A 14,786-nucleotide genomic window follows, 5' to 3' on the forward strand; every position below is an offset into this window, starting at 1 on the left:
GATACATGGATTATTCATACAAACATAAGTAATCTTTCCCCCACTCTCCCCTTCTTCCCCTCCTCTTAAGCCTCCTAATCATGCACCACGTTTTGTTCCTAAGTTTGAACAACCAGTAATATTAAAACAATCCAGAAATTGGTCAAGAGCGATATTATGGACTTTGATGATAACAACGACTGGAACAGTTATTTGGGCTAATATTGCCAAAATCGAAGAAGCTGTATCGGCAACAGGTAAACTCGAAGCAAGTGGTGCAACGAAAGATGTACAAGCACCTGTTGGTGGAGTTGTTAAGGAGATATTTGTTGAAGATGGCAAACAGGTTAAAGAAGGAGAAAAGCTACTTACTCTTGATAATACAACTGCCCAAGCTCAAATGGAATCATTGCAGAAAGTACGTACTAGCTTGATGCAAGAAAACCAGTTTTATCAATCGCAATTAAAAGGTAGTAATACAGTAGATATTACCTCGCTCCAAGTACCTGCATCAATGATAGACTTGACGAAAAGTCGTGCTGTATTGTTAGCTGAAAATCAAGTTTATCGGACTCAATTTGATGGTAATTCTAAGAGTGATTTATCCCTTGAACAACGAGAAAGAGTTACCTCCAGTCAAATTGAATTAGATGCACGAGTAATTGCATCACAATCAGAAATCGAACAGATGAAACGTCAAGTTGAACAAACTGATATTAAGATTGCTTCTACCAAAGATACCATGAAAATGAATCAGGGTATTCTCAATAATATAACTGGGTTAGCACAACAAGGGGCAATATCGCAAATTCAATTATTAAAGCAGCAGGAAGAGGTGAGAAATGCCCAATCTCAACTTGAACAATTGATACAAGAAAAAGCTAGACTACAAGCTCAAATCACTGGTGGAAGAGCTAAATTACAAAATACTGTAGCAGTTTCTCGTAAAGATTGGCTAGATAGAATAGCCGTAAATAGTCAAAAGATTGCTGAAATTGATAGTCAACTTACCAAAGCAATAGTTGAAAATAATAAAAAGATTGCTGAAACCGACTCGCAAATTAGCCAAACCCAGATGAATCTGAAGTATCAGGAGATAAAAGCACCAACCAGTGGTACAGTATTTGAATTCAAGGCTAAATCTCCGGGGTTTGTTGTATCATCAACCGAACCAATATTAAAGATAGTTCCAAATGACAAGCTTGTTGCTAAAGTATTCATTACCAATAAAGATATCGGGTTTGTGAAACTTGGAATGACTGTCGATGTCAGAATTGATTCCTTTCCTTTAAGTGAATTTGGTGATATCAAAGGTAAACTAGTGTCGATTGGTTCTGATGCACTCCCACCTGACCAAATTTACCCTTTTTATCGATTTCCGGCAAAGGTAGAACTTGATAGTCAACAGTTAAATGTGAATGGTAGGAATATAGTGTTACAGTCGGGGATGGGGTTAAACGCGAATATCAAGATACGCGATCGCACTGTCATCTCTATCTTTGCTGATATGTTTAGCAATAGTGTTGAAAGTTTCAAAAATGTCAGGTGATTGAAATTTGTTGGGGATTAATTCTCATTCGTCAGTAATGTCTCTAACTGACTCACGGTTTGCCCATTTTAAATTGAGTTAGAAGAAAGCCGAACGATTTAATAGGGGTTCTCAACTATGGTTCAAATGTACTCTCACACATTCGCATAAAAATAGAGTTTTTAGACCAGAGTGGCAGTTTAAGGTAAATTTAAGGAAATCGCTAAAACCACTACGAAACCTAGATTTCATGCTTTTCGACAATTTATATAACTCCAAAAAAAAATGAGCGAACCGGGAGTAACTGAGTCAACAAGGATTCCAGCTTTTTTCCATAACTAGCATCACGGATAGAGAGACAATCATATTTTTATTATTTAGTTTAAAAACTGCTGCAACTTAAAAATTAAATGAAAGCATCGCAGTAAAATTTCTACTGAATAATGGTAAGGTTTTCCATAAAACCATCCTTCCACAGTTCGCTCATGATATCCAGTTAGTGAGGATAAAGTTGTCAAGCAAGCTTTCATGTAACCCGTAGGATTCCGCCCTCCTTCTTGCGGTAATTCGACTCCAGGATGAATTATTGGCATCCAAATCAAACACCATTCTTGTGGTGTCATCGGTTTTAGAAGTGCTAAGAATATTTGTTGGTTATTGGGTTTATTTTGTGTTTGCTGCAATATAAATTTAGCAAACCACCTGGGAATTTTTTTGGTGTTAGTTTCTTTTTGTTTGCATTGCATTTTAATTCTTCATTCAACTTGTTTTCGTCATAGCAAATAAATCGCCATTTTCAATCAATGACAATATTCGACATAAATCTAATTTGACTTCAATCTAAAACGCGATTTCCTGTTGTTGATAACTTGGGGAAGACGATTTCAAGTCAGTAATAAATTGAGCGATCGCCCCAATCCCCGTACACAACATCCCGCTAGCCGCACGATACCCCCGACTGCTCCAACCGCTCCAACCAAATTTTTCCCCAATCTCGCCAAATTCAGCCAAAACAGCATCTGATTCTTGACCATTACTCGTTTGAATTTGAGCCAATTCTTGCTCTTTTTGCGAAAGTACATTGTTTAGGCGATCGACTTCCTGCATTAACGGTTCGATGGTTTTCTCTAATTCTTTGTTTACAACCCTTGCAGCTTGGTTGTTCAAGGTATTACCCCAATTATCGTTGCTGGAATGTTCTAGGGCTTTTTCTAATTCGGTGATTCTTTGTTCAAGTTGCTGATTTCTGGTTTGCAAAGTTTGGAGCGATCGCACCTCATCTTCTCTCGCTGCCAATTGTTCGAGTAAATTTTGGTTTTTTAGTGCGATCGCTTGTGAATTTTCTTGATTAGCTTGGATTTCCCGCTTGGCTGCTTGTAGCGCTGCATCTCGAATTTCTACAAACCGTCCTTGTTCTGACTCGGCTTTTTCGCGATCGCGTTGTGCCAAAGCTTCGGCTATTTTCTGTTCCACTTGGACAGGAGTTAAAAGCTCTTGATTCGTTGACTTTGTAATTAGTTGTTGAGCTTCTAGTTCGATTTGGTGCGCTTTGAGCAGGTGTTTGACTTCCATCCCCTGAGCGATCGTATGGTCGAGCAATACCCAGAAATTGCCTTCTTGATTGGACATTATGATACCGCTACTTCCATTCCAACCCGTATTCTCTTCCTTAACAACAATTCGCATCCCAGGAAATAATTCAGGAGCAGGCAGTGGGGGAATGGAGGAGTGGGGGAGTGGGGGAATATGATTTGACTTCCCCCCCTCTCCTTGTCTCCCCCTCTCCCCTTCTTGGGATGAGTCATAAGTGGGAGTTTGGGAGCGAGATAGCGAGAGGGGATAGCAGTTCGCAATTCGTAATTCGCTGTTCGCAGTTAATTGCGAATTACGAACTGCGACTTGCGAATTGTTTTCGCTCCCAAACTCTTTCTTCACCTGTGCAGCTGTCTTCTTGCCAGATCGCACTAACTCCTTAACTAAATCGTGGCTAACTTTGGTTAGCTGTCGAAGTGCAGAAACGCTCCAATTCTGTACATTTTGGCGGATTAGACGTTGTATTTTGGGAGGGAGCTTGTCGAACCAAGTACTGATTTCTATCGCGCTTTGTGCTATATAGCGAGATGCACCAAAATCAGGAGAAGCAAGCCATTCGGAAAATACTTTTTTCCCATTTGGGCAAAATGCAAGGCAGTCGAAGTAGAAATCCTGGAGCGATCGCCCTATTTCTATTAACCCATCGAAGGTTTGGCGAACGAAGCCAAAGAAGTTGCCGAGAGTGGATTTAGCCTTTGCCTGTAAATCGGGTTTGGTAAAGCGATCGTAGTCGAAAGTGTAGCCTAACGCAAAAGGTACTGTTTGAAGCACCTTCTCTTCGATGTGTTGCTCGAATTTGTCGTGAGAATGAGCTTTTGTGTCAAGTTGAACTGTGCCAATTACTTGCTGTTGTGTCATCATAGTGTTGACCTAAGATATTGGGTCTATATCGAAGGCGATCGCAACTTTCTTGGAGGAATTGGGCGATCGCTTTTGTTTTACACAAGAACATTATACAAATAAAACCTGTATTTTTAACTTATAACTTTTACAAAAATAAATTAAAACTGTAAAAAACATAGTATCCTTTGTAAATACACATATTTAAAGCAGAATAGTAAAGTTAAAATGTTGAGTTCTGTGATTAAAACTTTGATTCGTTGGAAGTTAAACGAGGTTATGGCTAGACATAGGGTTAAAGGCAAAGACCTGGCAGAATATTTAGGTGTCAGTGCTAACGCCATATCTGGATTGCGAAAAGCTGAAATTATGCCTGAGATTGGTGGTCAAAGGTGGGAACATATATGTCTGGGTATAAATAAACTGTCCAAAATTGGCGAGATTATTAGCCCACTAGATTTAATTGAGTACATTACTGATGAGAAAATTCCCACAGCAAGAGAGTCGAGTAAAGATGCTCTAGGTGTAAAAAGTACCAGTAGTCTTAAAGATTCACTATCTCGTGATACCAAAACTCATTATCTACCCTCGGAAGGTGTAGCATGAAGGTCATACAGATAAAAGTCAAAAAAAAAGATGTTTTTTGAAGTCGCGTAGCACAAAAAAAACGAGTCGCACTATTTCCCAAAGCTTTATAGTTGTGTCTCCACTGCCACTAGGGAGGGTTTTTCCATCCGATCGCTTCAAGAGAAAAAAAGTGACAGAGACCGCAATATTCTTGGTGTTAGTAACGGGCAAGCCAAGATAATAAAAACCGATGTGCATAAACGAGGGAAGCCTTACATATTCAAAGTAGTACACACTCAAAACAAACAATTTGATTATGCTTCACCTCAAAAAATTAGTTAAGATTACACTCTTGGCAAGCGTATTATTTTCTCCTGCTGCTATGGCACAAGAATTGTTAGGCACACAAGCAAATAGTCTATCTCAACATGTTCCAGTTCAATGCGAAAGTGTAAAGGAAGGAGGATGTATCCCCGACAAAATCAAGACTAAACCAACTAACCCCAAACCACCCTCTACTGATACTGCGAAGAAACCACCGAAGGGGAAAGTTACACTAGGTACACCTACTTGCAAAGATACTAATGGCAACGTGATTAAATGTTATTAGATTCGCGTTTCTTGATGTATTGAAATAACGATATGTCAAGAAATAAATGCCAAATGGTAAATGCTATTTTTCGTTGCCTTTCTGAATCGCTTAATTAGGTGAGAGGTCCATGCGATAATACTTTGCGGTCGCCAAGGTCATTGCACTTCCAACCTCACAACTAAGTATAAAGCATACGAATAAGTGCATCCCCACTAGTACGTGAAGGCAGAAGGAATAAAGCTTCTAAAATAGGCTTTTTATCACTTTAGAATGGTTGGTTAATTTTCGCAAAACTGTAAGTAGGTGGGTAGAAATAAACTCGCGAAATGTCCTCTTAAGAATAATTCTTCCCGGAACTTTCGCGCGAATGTGCCGGAGAGAACTTGCCGGGAAGATTTTCTTTCCGGCAAAGTTCGGAGACAGAGGATTCTCGAAATCTTGCCACGGGGATTCTCCCCGGTGGCAAAGTTTCGCGGCAACGAAAGCTAACTATGTAACAGAATGTAAATTTATCTCAAAGTCTTCTTACAAACTAAGGCGGAAGCAAAGCTACACGCCTTGTTTGCGCTTACCCCTACCTACTCACTACTCCCTGACCACGACGATAATTTTTCCCGCTCACCTACTTACTAGTCCCAAAGGGACTAAATCAATTTATAAACAATCGCGATCGCACCCAACAAATCTCATGATTGAGAGCGATCGCTCGATAGTTCCAAAGGGCAAATATGGAAGTCTGTGAAAAACTAGATCAAAATGCTGGAGCCGGGAAAAAGTTCTGCTTCTACGACTGGTGGTACTAAAAAAATGCCTCCAGCGCATACCGTTAAAAACCGATCCATCCCTGGAAGCGGATTTTCGGGGTCGCCAGCGAAATTTGTTCTACCCAACCATTTATCTTGTACCAATATACGAAACAAACGTTCGGGAGTATCCTGGAAACTCACAAAGTTTAACCCTGCCCGAAAACCAGGGGTAGTATCTATAGGTTCGAGAAATTCATAACCTTGCCGAAACACCCGTAATGAATTGCGATCGCTGATAGGTGTAACATGTCGATTAGCCCTCTGGACGTGGCTTTGCCTTAAGATTGGGTCGCTGACATTTGCAGGTTCAAAGAAGCCTTCAAAATCTCGGTTACTGAAATCGGATGGTTGTCCGGTAAAGGGGCAACCAGTTGTAAATACAGGACTATTTTGGCTATCGAGGGATTCAATGGGGCAGGCAGTCAGCTTATCCCGACCGACCAAAAGTTCTTGTTGCCCCCGTTCCAGTGCTTGCCAAATGCCTAAATTGACTCCCAGACGAATGAATGCCAAATAAGTACCCCCCTCTATCCATTTTTCTTCAGGTAAGGGATTGGATTTGATGGTAATTGCCCCTTCGCGTTCGGAGCTTTTCAGATTAGAAATACCGTCGTGGAAATCAATCCAACTGCGCTTATCATCCCGTTGAAATCCACTGTAAAAGCCCGCAATCGAAAATGGCGCATTTCCCGTTGTCCGTTCGGTCATTTTCTCAAGAAGTTTCCAAGTCTCGACAATGGCACGGTTAACAGCAAGCTGGGTTTCGGCAATAAATTGAACGGCAATTTCTTCGGTGGCTTTATTGGCTGCGACATCCTCCGCATACTTAAGACCTGAACCCAGGAGAAAGGAGCCACCACCCCCAGCTAAGGGTGAACGAAAAGAGCCAAAGTCTTTCAGGTGGGTAGGTAAAGCACGCTTTACACCAGGGAGTTTAAAGGTGTTAGCACCATAACCAACTAAAACCGTTAAATCACCACTAGGTAGCAATTGACCAGGTAGGTCGCGCACTTTACCGCTTTTGAGTTCTTGGTACATCTGCCATAACTGGGCAAATGCCTCTCCAACTTGGTGAGCATTTTGACCTGATGCAACTCTCAAAAACAGGATATTAAAAAACTTACCTGGTCGCACTCCAGGAGCGTGATAGATGCCTTCTTGAAGTTTCACTAGCTTCCCCCCCGAAATCCCATTATTCTGGGTGCTACATGAACCATTTGCAGAGCATTATCAAATTCTTTTTTCAGGTCTTTGATAATTTCGCATACCTCAGCTTGTTGGCAATCGATTGGTTCGTTGCTAGCAGTGAGGACGACGTATTCATCATCGGCTACATGGGTGGGTTTGCCGACAACAACTAATGGACCAACTTCAATTTGCTGTACAACCTGAAAACCTCCTGTCACAGGTTCTTCTCTCGAACCCACAACAAGGGTAATATCATCTAAAAACGCCTCATCATCATCACCGGGACCAAATTCCAAGTGCTGATACATGCCCTCAGACCCTCGGCTCCAGCGTACCCACTCTTCAGGAATTGGATTACCAGCGTACAGAAATACGTCTTTGGTGAAAGAGAGAATATACATCCCCAAAGGATTGGCAAAGGCAACAGTTCTACCTGTAAATGCTGCACCCAAGGCACCCATTGCTGCTGCTGGGTCTGCATGACGACAGGCTAATTGTTCAACACCAAATTCACGGAAAAGTTGTTCGCGGGTTGCTTGTTCCAAACCGCTATCAGTGCGATTGGCATAGGGTTTTGCCCCAAACATGACAATATATAGCAAGTCATCCAATCCGTTAATTGGGTGGGTCATGAATAGTGCATTATCTATATTTAGCTTGCCCTCTGGCTGTCTCGGTACTCCAGCATCAACCATCTTGCGATCGTTCCCGTGACCTGCCACAAATTTTGAGAATGCAATCTCTTTTTCGTCTTCACTCAAGCTTTCGGGGTCGCTAACTCCGTACAAATCTTCCCAGGTGGGTTCAAATCCAAGAACGCTTTGTACCATTTCTCGGAGGGTTTTGGGGTCATGCTTGGCAATACAAACCCAATACTCCCGAAGCTCGGTGGTAATTTGTACTCTTTTCGGACGCATCTTACCTGTAGCATCAGCTTTTTCAATCACCTGATATTCGCAGTATTCGTTGTGCAGAACATGTCTGCCACGAGAACCCCAATCAGATAATTCCTGCCCTACATCTGAACCCAAACAAAAAACAGGTTCGGCAGGATCGGCAAACCACTGAATTGCGGCTAAAACTGGTTCGCTCAAGCTTTTAGGGTCGAGACTAAAAAAGCGACTGCCCAAGTCTAGTTGTAAGCTGCTATAGGCTGCTTGAATTGCCTCATTCCATTTCTGGACAAGTTCAAGACTGAGTTTGTCAGCACGACCCGGAACATCGTAAACCATTAGTTTTTATACCTTGTTATTGTGTACTGAGTAACTCATCAGCTTGCAACAACAAAATTACGAAAATCTTGTGGTACACAAAAGGGTACTGTTTTAGTTGATACTTTCGCGAACCAAGTAAGTAGGCGGAAGCAAAGCTACACGCCTTGTTTGCGCTTACCCCAACTCACTACTCACCCTCCGGGTTCGCCAGTCCACTCGGCGGCAGAGCCGCACGTGTGGCTGGACTCACTACTCCCTGACCACAACGATAATTCTTTCTATCCACCTACTTCAACTTTTGACTACGTGATGCGATCGCAAATCAGCAAGTAATGAATCAAACCCAAATATTAGAACACAATTGCGAGATATTTTTTTGTTTCAGGAGTGTTCCTATCGCTGCTGATAACCTTGTTATTCAGAAAAAATAAAATGAAGCGAAATTTGTGTATCGCTTCATTCTTCACAATCGATTATTTAATTGTTGAGATTAAGCAGGGTTTGTGTGCATTCTTTTTTGAAGCAAACTGAGAATGGCAGGTTTTTCTAAAATTCCCACTAACACACCATTATTGCGAATTACAGCCAGTGCAGATAGCTTTTGTTGTTCGATTAACCGCATTACTTCTAACAAAGGTTTGTCAGCTTGTACTGTGGCAGATTCGACAATTGGTCTCATAACATCTTTGATTTGAGTTTCTGACCACAATTGCCTTGGACATGTCCGCATGTTGTCAACAGATATGGTTCCTACCAATTGTCCATCACTGTTGGTGACTAAAAAGCGCTGCCAATTTTGTCCACTAACAATTTGCTCGTCGGCAAACTCTCTCAGGGTCAGATTCTCGGCAACAATTGGGCTATTGCGACTCACAGCATCACCAGCAGTTAAACCTGTTAATCGTTCTTGTAAAGAAGCAACTTGGGCTGCATTACCAGCATTTTGCAACAAAAAGAAACCAATTAACACATTCCAAAAGTTAGCAAAACTACCAACCAACAATAGTGGAAGCAAACCAGAAGCGATCGCAATCCAACCAAAGATTTGTCCAACTCGACTGGCAAAAACCACTCCTTTATTGGGATTACCTGTGATTTTCCAAACAATTGCTTTGAGTATATTTCCACCGTCTAAGGGTAAACCGGGAATCAAATTAAATAAGCAGAGTGCCAAATTCACAGAAGCAAGCACTCCCAAAATTGCTGAGAATACCCCAGATACACCAGTTCCAATACCAACAATAGTAAAGATACCAAATAGTAATAGGCTGACTAAAGGACCCGCTATCGCCACCCAAAAAGCATCTGATGGAGTCTTTGATTCCTTCTCCAAGCTTGCCAAACCACCAAAGATAAACAGTGTAATTGATTTGACATCAATTCCTTGGCGAATTGCAGCAAAGCTATGTCCCAGTTCATGGGCAATAACGGAAGCAAATAACATCAGTGCTGTTGTCAATCCTAGTAGCAAAGCAGACCCATTCCCCAAACTAGGAAATGCTGCTGTCAGTCCACTACCATAAGTCCAGGTGACTAAACCTAAGACTAAAAACCAGGACGGGTGGATATAGAAAGGAATCCCGAAGAGGTTGCCAACACGAATTGTACTATTCATGGCGTTTACCTTTGATTTCTAAATTGAGAGGTTTTTCTTTACCTCTCTCGATAGTTTTATAGTAACGAATTGTTAAGTAATTTTAATGTTTGTAACTGTAGTGGTATCCGTCCGTAGAGGTGTGGTTTTGTGACCTTAGAGACGCTATGGGAAGGACGACTGCTAAAGTTGCAGGTATGTGTAGATGGAAAAAATGACTGCGATGAAAATCAAACACGCTATCAATCTCAGCAAAGGACTTACTTTCTGGGTGATTTTAGGAATGATGGTTTTATATCAAAACTTCACCCTTGGTCCTTGGGTTTATCTAGCATTACATGGCACCTATGGGTTTTTATGGTTGCTAAAAGACCGTATTTACCCAGATAAACAGTGGGAACAGGAAATTTCTATCCCTCAAGGATTTCTTGTCTTTGGCTTGGTTTGTCTTTACTGGGTAGCACCATTTATTTTAATTAGTAGTGGCATAGTTCCGTCGCTGCCGTTAGTCGCGATCGCAATTTCATCGAATATTTTTGGTGTATTTTTACACTTTGCCAGCGATGCTCAAAAATATTTCACCCTCAAATATCAATCGGGATTAATCACAGAAGGTTTTTTCAAGCGTTGTCGGAACACCAATTATTTGGGAGAGGTATTAATTTATGCTTCTTTTGCCATGCTGGCTCAACACTGGCTACCATTTTTAATTCTGGCAATCTTTATCGGTGCAGTCTTTGTACCAAATATGCTAAAAAAAGACCAATCTCTCTCCCGTTATCCTGATTTTACCGATTACAAGTGTCGCTCTGGACTTTTATTTCCCAAGCTATTTACATCGTCAATACCAGTGGAGAATAATCTCGAACGATAATAGCCAAGAAAATCAAACTTCAGGTGGAACCCTGACATTGAAGGTTAAATTTTCCGATTACCAAAAAATTATGCGTTAGCGAAGCTTACCGCAGGTATCGCGTTCTCTTACTTTATGGTTGGGATTCATCAATAAACATAAAAGGTAACATTATAAAACTGAGTTATTCATCTTCATCATCTTCATCTTCATCTTCCTCATCATCCCAACTTGGATATTGTTTAGGTGAAGAGCCATGACTATCTAAAATTGTTGGTTCATCAATTTCTGAATTATTAGACTCAATCCGTTCCAATAAAATATTAAAAGTCCAATTATCCCCATAATCAAATAAGTAAGTCATTGTTTGTCCAACTTTTAGGGATAAAGATAAATCTGCAATCAAAAATTCATTGGTAAAAGGTGGCTCATGATTGCTAGGATGATTCACTTGTACAGTCCAACCATAGCGACTTTTATAAGAAAACTCATGTAGATGGTCATCATCAAAATTTACAGATTCTAAAATAATTCTGCTTAAGTCATAGAGATTGTAATCATCGGGAATCGCTATGCGTCGCCAAATTTGTCCAAGAGAAACCTTGAAGACGTAAATTTCTTCCTGCTGTTTTGGTTCGGGAATAATGATATTATTTTGCCATTCCGGGAAAATAACTTGTAACTGAGGTTGCCAAATCCCAAAGGGATATTCTTCACTTTCTGGGTCTTTCTCTTCAATTTGTGATGCTAATTCTTCAGCAATAGTTTTTTTTATTAATTTGACTAAGGCATTCCCCCAAGGTTTTTGTTTTAGTTGAGTAAACTGCCATCCCTGACCTTTTTTGGGTTTAGCATGTTCAATTTCTAGCATTCCAAACATTTCTAATAAAGCGATTTGGTAAAGTCCAGGTGAATAGCTATACCATGACAGTTGTTCTTTTTGAAGAACATTTTTTTTAATTGAAGCAAGTTCATGCCAAAACGTCAGACATTTTTCAAAACCACTGCGCCATCCCTTTTCATTTAAAATCTCTTCATTTCCCCAAATCCACCAAGCTTCTAAAAGGTTGAAATAGCGTTCAGTCAAATTTAAATTATGCCAAGATTCTAGTACCTTGGGTTCCAAATAGAGAAAAAACTTTTTTCCTTTGGGTTCAATATAAGATAGGGTAGATGCTCTTAATAATAAATATAAACCGTGAAGATGGGGATAAGCTTTTTGTTGCGGACGATTAAGTTCAACTTGAATTGGATTAGTTAAACGACTATTAAGTTCTGCTAAAGAACTCATTGGCAAGAAGTTCTGAGTTTTACTGACCTCAATTCCTTTTATGCCAATGAAGTCTAATAGCATTTGGAAGTCGTTAATGATAGTTCCTGGGCTGGTTTGAGAAATAACTTGCTCATGTAGCAATTTTGACTCAATTGTGGATAGGGTGTTTTCTTCTGGCTGTACAGGGTAAATGGTGGTCACTGAATTTGTTAGCTTAGTATTGAATTAATTCTATTGTGAAATGTTCATCTTTTCAAGAAGAATAAGCAGGGACAAGTGATGATGCAAAATTTTCCTTTTCTTCTTAGATAAATATAAAATTCACAAATATTTCTGCAAGTATAATAAATTATTTATGGCTAACGCCAACCATGTGAGTGAAGTCAATGGAATCAGTCATGACCACCATAAACATCACATTCACTCACCCATTTGCCAAAACTCCCAAATATACTTTTGGAGAACAAGTCGCAATTAAAAGTAACTGCGATCGCAAACAATGGGCAACAGGAAAAGTTACGGGATTGCGATTAGATTATGACTCGACAAATAACTGGAACTACACAGTTGTTTTGGATTATCCACAAGGATTTTGCGAAGAATTTATCGAAGAAGATTTAGCAGCAGTTGACGAATTAGTTTGCTCAAAACTGTAGTTAAATTTAATAAATCACAACTGTCAATTCCTAATAAATCAAAATTGTTTAACTGCTGGTATTTATTATCAGCAGTTTTTTTTTTACGGCTCACGCCTTTGAAAGTGTGAAGTTTGTAAAATATAGAGATTCACAAATGAAAACGCCACAACAAATAGCAATAGAGCTTAAGCAATTTACTGGTTCCACTACTCTCTACAAACACTAGCTCGGTTTGAAATATACAGACGGAATCAAATACTTGGCAGACGAAACTAACTGCTATTGGCTCATAGATGCAATTTTCTCACATCAAACAAAACAATTTCTCTCCAATCCTAATTTACGAGAATTTCAAATCTGGCATTTACGAGTTGAAAATAATTCCGGTGTTTTGACTTGCGAGTGGGATACAAACCAAGAAGTATTACGACAGGAAATTGAATATACGGATTTTCCACTAAGTCACATCAAGCTCTATTTGGTAGAAAGAATTCTCATACTTACCAGTGAATATTAAGCTGCATCAAATCTGTAAATATTGTGAGAAAAATTATGGTACAAGCAATTAGCACTGAGCAAGCATTTATCACAAATCTCGAACATTTTATGACCAAAGCTGACAAATTTATCAAAACCTACTACTCAGGTGTTAGCGAGGAAAATCACGTTCGAGAAATCGTCCATGAGCTACAAAATTTGGTATCGGATACGGACTTACAGCAGTTAGAAATCGATTACGAATATCAGTGCGATATTAAAGATTTAATTGCAGATTGCGACGATTCTACCTGGTTTTAAGAAGAAGGCAGAAGGAAAACACAATAATGATATTTTATCTGGCTTAACTAGTTTGCCTTTTAAACTTTATTTCCTTCTGCCCTTCGACAAGGCTCAGGGTAACACCATCTGCCTTTCAACTCCTACCTTTTCCTGGCTAACGCCAATAGGGAAATGAATGATTTAAGAGGTATTTGAATTATGGCTGCACGTAAACAAACAACAACTAATTTCCAAGCAATAGATAATTCAGTTTTAGGCGAATATGCTGTTAGCGATTACTCAGAGCGAGTCTATACCAAAGTATATTATTCCATACGTTCTTTGTGTGGATTAGTTGCAAAGCGCTCTCTCAAAGATACCTTTAGCTGGGACGAATTCAAAGAGCGTTTTACCAATGATTTTGGGAAGGTTGAAGAAAAGCGATATTCCGTAGAACAATTACTGGAATATGCTAGCCGTAAATTTGGGAAAACTTTGGAAGACTTGTTAATTCAACATCAAATTTCTTGGCAGCGTAGACAAGAATATGTCGAGCGCAATAGGCTAGAAAATCAAGCTGAGACAATCGCAGAAAATACCCACTACTAATCTCAGAATAATAATTCCAAGATGAAAATCCTCCAGTGATTAATCGTTGCTGGAGGATTTTGATTAAAAGCGATATGAAGATAGCTCATTTCGATTATATTTCAAAACTTCTGATGAACTTGAACGAGTGTATTTTCGATTAAGAACAATGACAGAAAAATCCTTCTCACAAAACAGTCGATATTCACAATACAAAATTATCAAGAGATATCAAAATGGTTGTTCGAGTGAAAACAATAAAAGGTGTTACGTTTGAGTATGGAGAAAATGAAACCCAAAGATATTGGGAACACATTACTAACGAGAAAACCTATTTATTACTACAACCCAAATTAATGCCGACTTATTGGGCAATTATTCAGCTTGATTCCAAGGGTAATTGCAAGCCTCTTAATTGTGCAGTAGTAGATAAAGACGGAAATATAATTCAACAAGACCCACTTTACAGCCATCATGAATTAACAGTAGAAGGTTGGCTGGAAAAACTTGCGAATTATATCCAATCCACTGCTTGTAATTAGTTTAGCCACGCTAAACCAGTTGATCTAATCTTAATATCAGGATGAGTTTTTCGATGAAATCAAGACATCAAAACTCTCTTTGCGACAACCGCTATCGCACCATACCCATTCCCCAATTTCAAGCAGAATAAGATGCTTCTTTTGAGGAGTATTTTTTTCTGAATAAGCAGAACTGAATACGTCTTATAGTACAAATTTACTAAATAATCTTCACAAATTACTTCCACAACAG

At 39.6% G+C, this 14,786-nt stretch carries 14 protein-coding genes and 1 pseudogene; 9 read left to right on the forward strand and 6 right to left on the reverse strand.

Features of this window, described 5'->3' with window-relative positions; translation table 11 throughout:
• Positions 1 to 166 precede the first annotated feature (166 nt).
• Positions 167 to 1,528 (forward strand): beta-barrel domain-containing protein, encoded by a 1,362-nt coding sequence (locus tag CK510_RS14165; RefSeq protein WP_245912145.1) that lies wholly within the window; start codon positions 167 to 169, stop codon positions 1,526 to 1,528.
• Positions 1,529 to 1,884: 356 nt separating this feature from the next.
• Here the strand turns inward: CK510_RS14165 and CK510_RS14170 are convergent, their stop codons facing one another.
• Both CK510_RS14170 and CK510_RS14175 read right to left on the reverse strand, forming a co-directional pair.
• Positions 1,885 to 2,253, reverse strand: coding sequence for a hypothetical protein (locus CK510_RS14170; protein ID WP_095722317.1), 369 nt, complete (start codon positions 2,251 to 2,253; stop codon positions 1,885 to 1,887).
• Between the two features lie 94 nt (positions 2,254 to 2,347).
• Complete coding sequence (locus tag CK510_RS14175) at positions 2,348 to 3,958, reverse strand: hypothetical protein (protein WP_095722318.1); 1,611 nt, start codon at positions 3,956 to 3,958, stop codon at positions 2,348 to 2,350.
• 261 nt (positions 3,959 to 4,219) lie between these two features.
• Between CK510_RS14175 and CK510_RS14180 the strand changes: the two genes are divergently transcribed.
• Both CK510_RS14180 and CK510_RS14185 read left to right on the forward strand, forming a co-directional pair.
• Entirely contained in the window at positions 4,220 to 4,546 is a 327-nt protein-coding gene (locus tag CK510_RS14180; RefSeq protein ID WP_245912146.1) for a helix-turn-helix domain-containing protein, read from the forward strand.
• Positions 4,547 to 4,823: 277 nt separating this feature from the next.
• Positions 4,824 to 5,117, forward strand: coding sequence for a hypothetical protein (locus tag CK510_RS14185; protein WP_095722319.1), 294 nt, complete (start codon positions 4,824 to 4,826; stop codon positions 5,115 to 5,117).
• A 728-nt stretch (positions 5,118 to 5,845) separates the two neighbouring features.
• Here CK510_RS14185 and CK510_RS14190 read toward each other — a convergent pair.
• The 3 genes from CK510_RS14190 to CK510_RS14200 form a co-directional block, all read right to left on the reverse strand.
• Positions 5,846 to 7,075: a Dyp-type peroxidase gene (locus tag CK510_RS14190; protein WP_095722320.1), complete on the reverse strand. Its 1,230-nt coding sequence runs from the start codon at positions 7,073 to 7,075 to the stop codon at positions 5,846 to 5,848.
• Complete coding sequence (locus tag CK510_RS14195) at positions 7,075 to 8,325, reverse strand: DUF8225 domain-containing protein (protein WP_095722321.1); 1,251 nt, start codon at positions 8,323 to 8,325, stop codon at positions 7,075 to 7,077. The genes CK510_RS14190 and CK510_RS14195 overlap by 1 nt, the downstream gene beginning before the upstream one ends.
• 472 nt (positions 8,326 to 8,797) lie before the next feature.
• A complete protein-coding gene (locus CK510_RS14200) occupies positions 8,798 to 9,922 on the reverse strand; it encodes a site-2 protease family protein (RefSeq protein WP_095722322.1) in 1,125 nt (374 codons plus the stop codon).
• 202 nt (positions 9,923 to 10,124) lie between these two features.
• Here CK510_RS14200 and CK510_RS14205 point away from each other — a divergent pair, with 202 nt between their 5' ends.
• Positions 10,125 to 10,775: a DUF1295 domain-containing protein gene (locus tag CK510_RS14205; protein ID WP_095722327.1), complete on the forward strand. Its 651-nt coding sequence runs from the start codon at positions 10,125 to 10,127 to the stop codon at positions 10,773 to 10,775.
• Positions 10,776 to 10,938: 163 nt separating this feature from the next.
• On the opposite strand, the gene CK510_RS14210 is transcribed toward CK510_RS14205, so the two are convergent.
• Positions 10,939 to 12,228 carry a plasmid pRiA4b ORF-3 family protein gene (locus CK510_RS14210; protein WP_095722323.1) on the reverse strand — a complete coding sequence of 430 codons (1,290 nt, stop codon included), beginning with the start codon at positions 12,226 to 12,228 and terminating at the stop codon, positions 10,939 to 10,941.
• A 185-nt stretch (positions 12,229 to 12,413) separates the two neighbouring features.
• On the opposite strand from CK510_RS14210, the gene CK510_RS14215 reads away from it, so the two are divergent.
• The 5 genes and pseudogenes from CK510_RS14215 to CK510_RS14235 all read left to right on the forward strand — a co-directional run bounded on the left by CK510_RS14215 (position 12,414) and on the right by CK510_RS14235 (position 14,554).
• Complete coding sequence (locus CK510_RS14215; RefSeq protein WP_245912147.1) at positions 12,414 to 12,683, forward strand: hypothetical protein; 270 nt, start codon at positions 12,414 to 12,416, stop codon at positions 12,681 to 12,683.
• A gap of 136 nt (positions 12,684 to 12,819) precedes the next feature.
• A pseudogene (locus tag CK510_RS14220) lies at positions 12,820 to 13,182 on the forward strand (DUF6876 family protein).
• A gap of 35 nt (positions 13,183 to 13,217) precedes the next feature.
• Positions 13,218 to 13,463, forward strand: coding sequence for a Pb-reticulocyte-binding protein (locus CK510_RS14225; protein ID WP_095722324.1), 246 nt, complete (start codon positions 13,218 to 13,220; stop codon positions 13,461 to 13,463).
• 180 nt (positions 13,464 to 13,643) lie between these two features.
• On the forward strand, positions 13,644 to 14,033 hold the full coding sequence (locus tag CK510_RS14230; RefSeq protein WP_095722325.1) for a hypothetical protein: 390 nt from the start codon (positions 13,644 to 13,646) through the stop codon (positions 14,031 to 14,033).
• Between the two features lie 215 nt (positions 14,034 to 14,248).
• The gene (locus CK510_RS14235) at positions 14,249 to 14,554 is read left to right on the forward strand and encodes a hypothetical protein (RefSeq protein ID WP_095722326.1); all 306 of its coding nucleotides are present in this window, start codon (positions 14,249 to 14,251) and stop codon (positions 14,552 to 14,554) included.
• Positions 14,555 to 14,786: the final 232 nt, after the last annotated feature.

The sequence above is a fragment of the Brunnivagina elsteri CCALA 953 genome (assembly GCF_002289455.1).
GTDB classification, from domain to species: Bacteria; Cyanobacteriota; Cyanobacteriia; order Cyanobacteriales; family Nostocaceae; genus Brunnivagina; species Brunnivagina elsteri.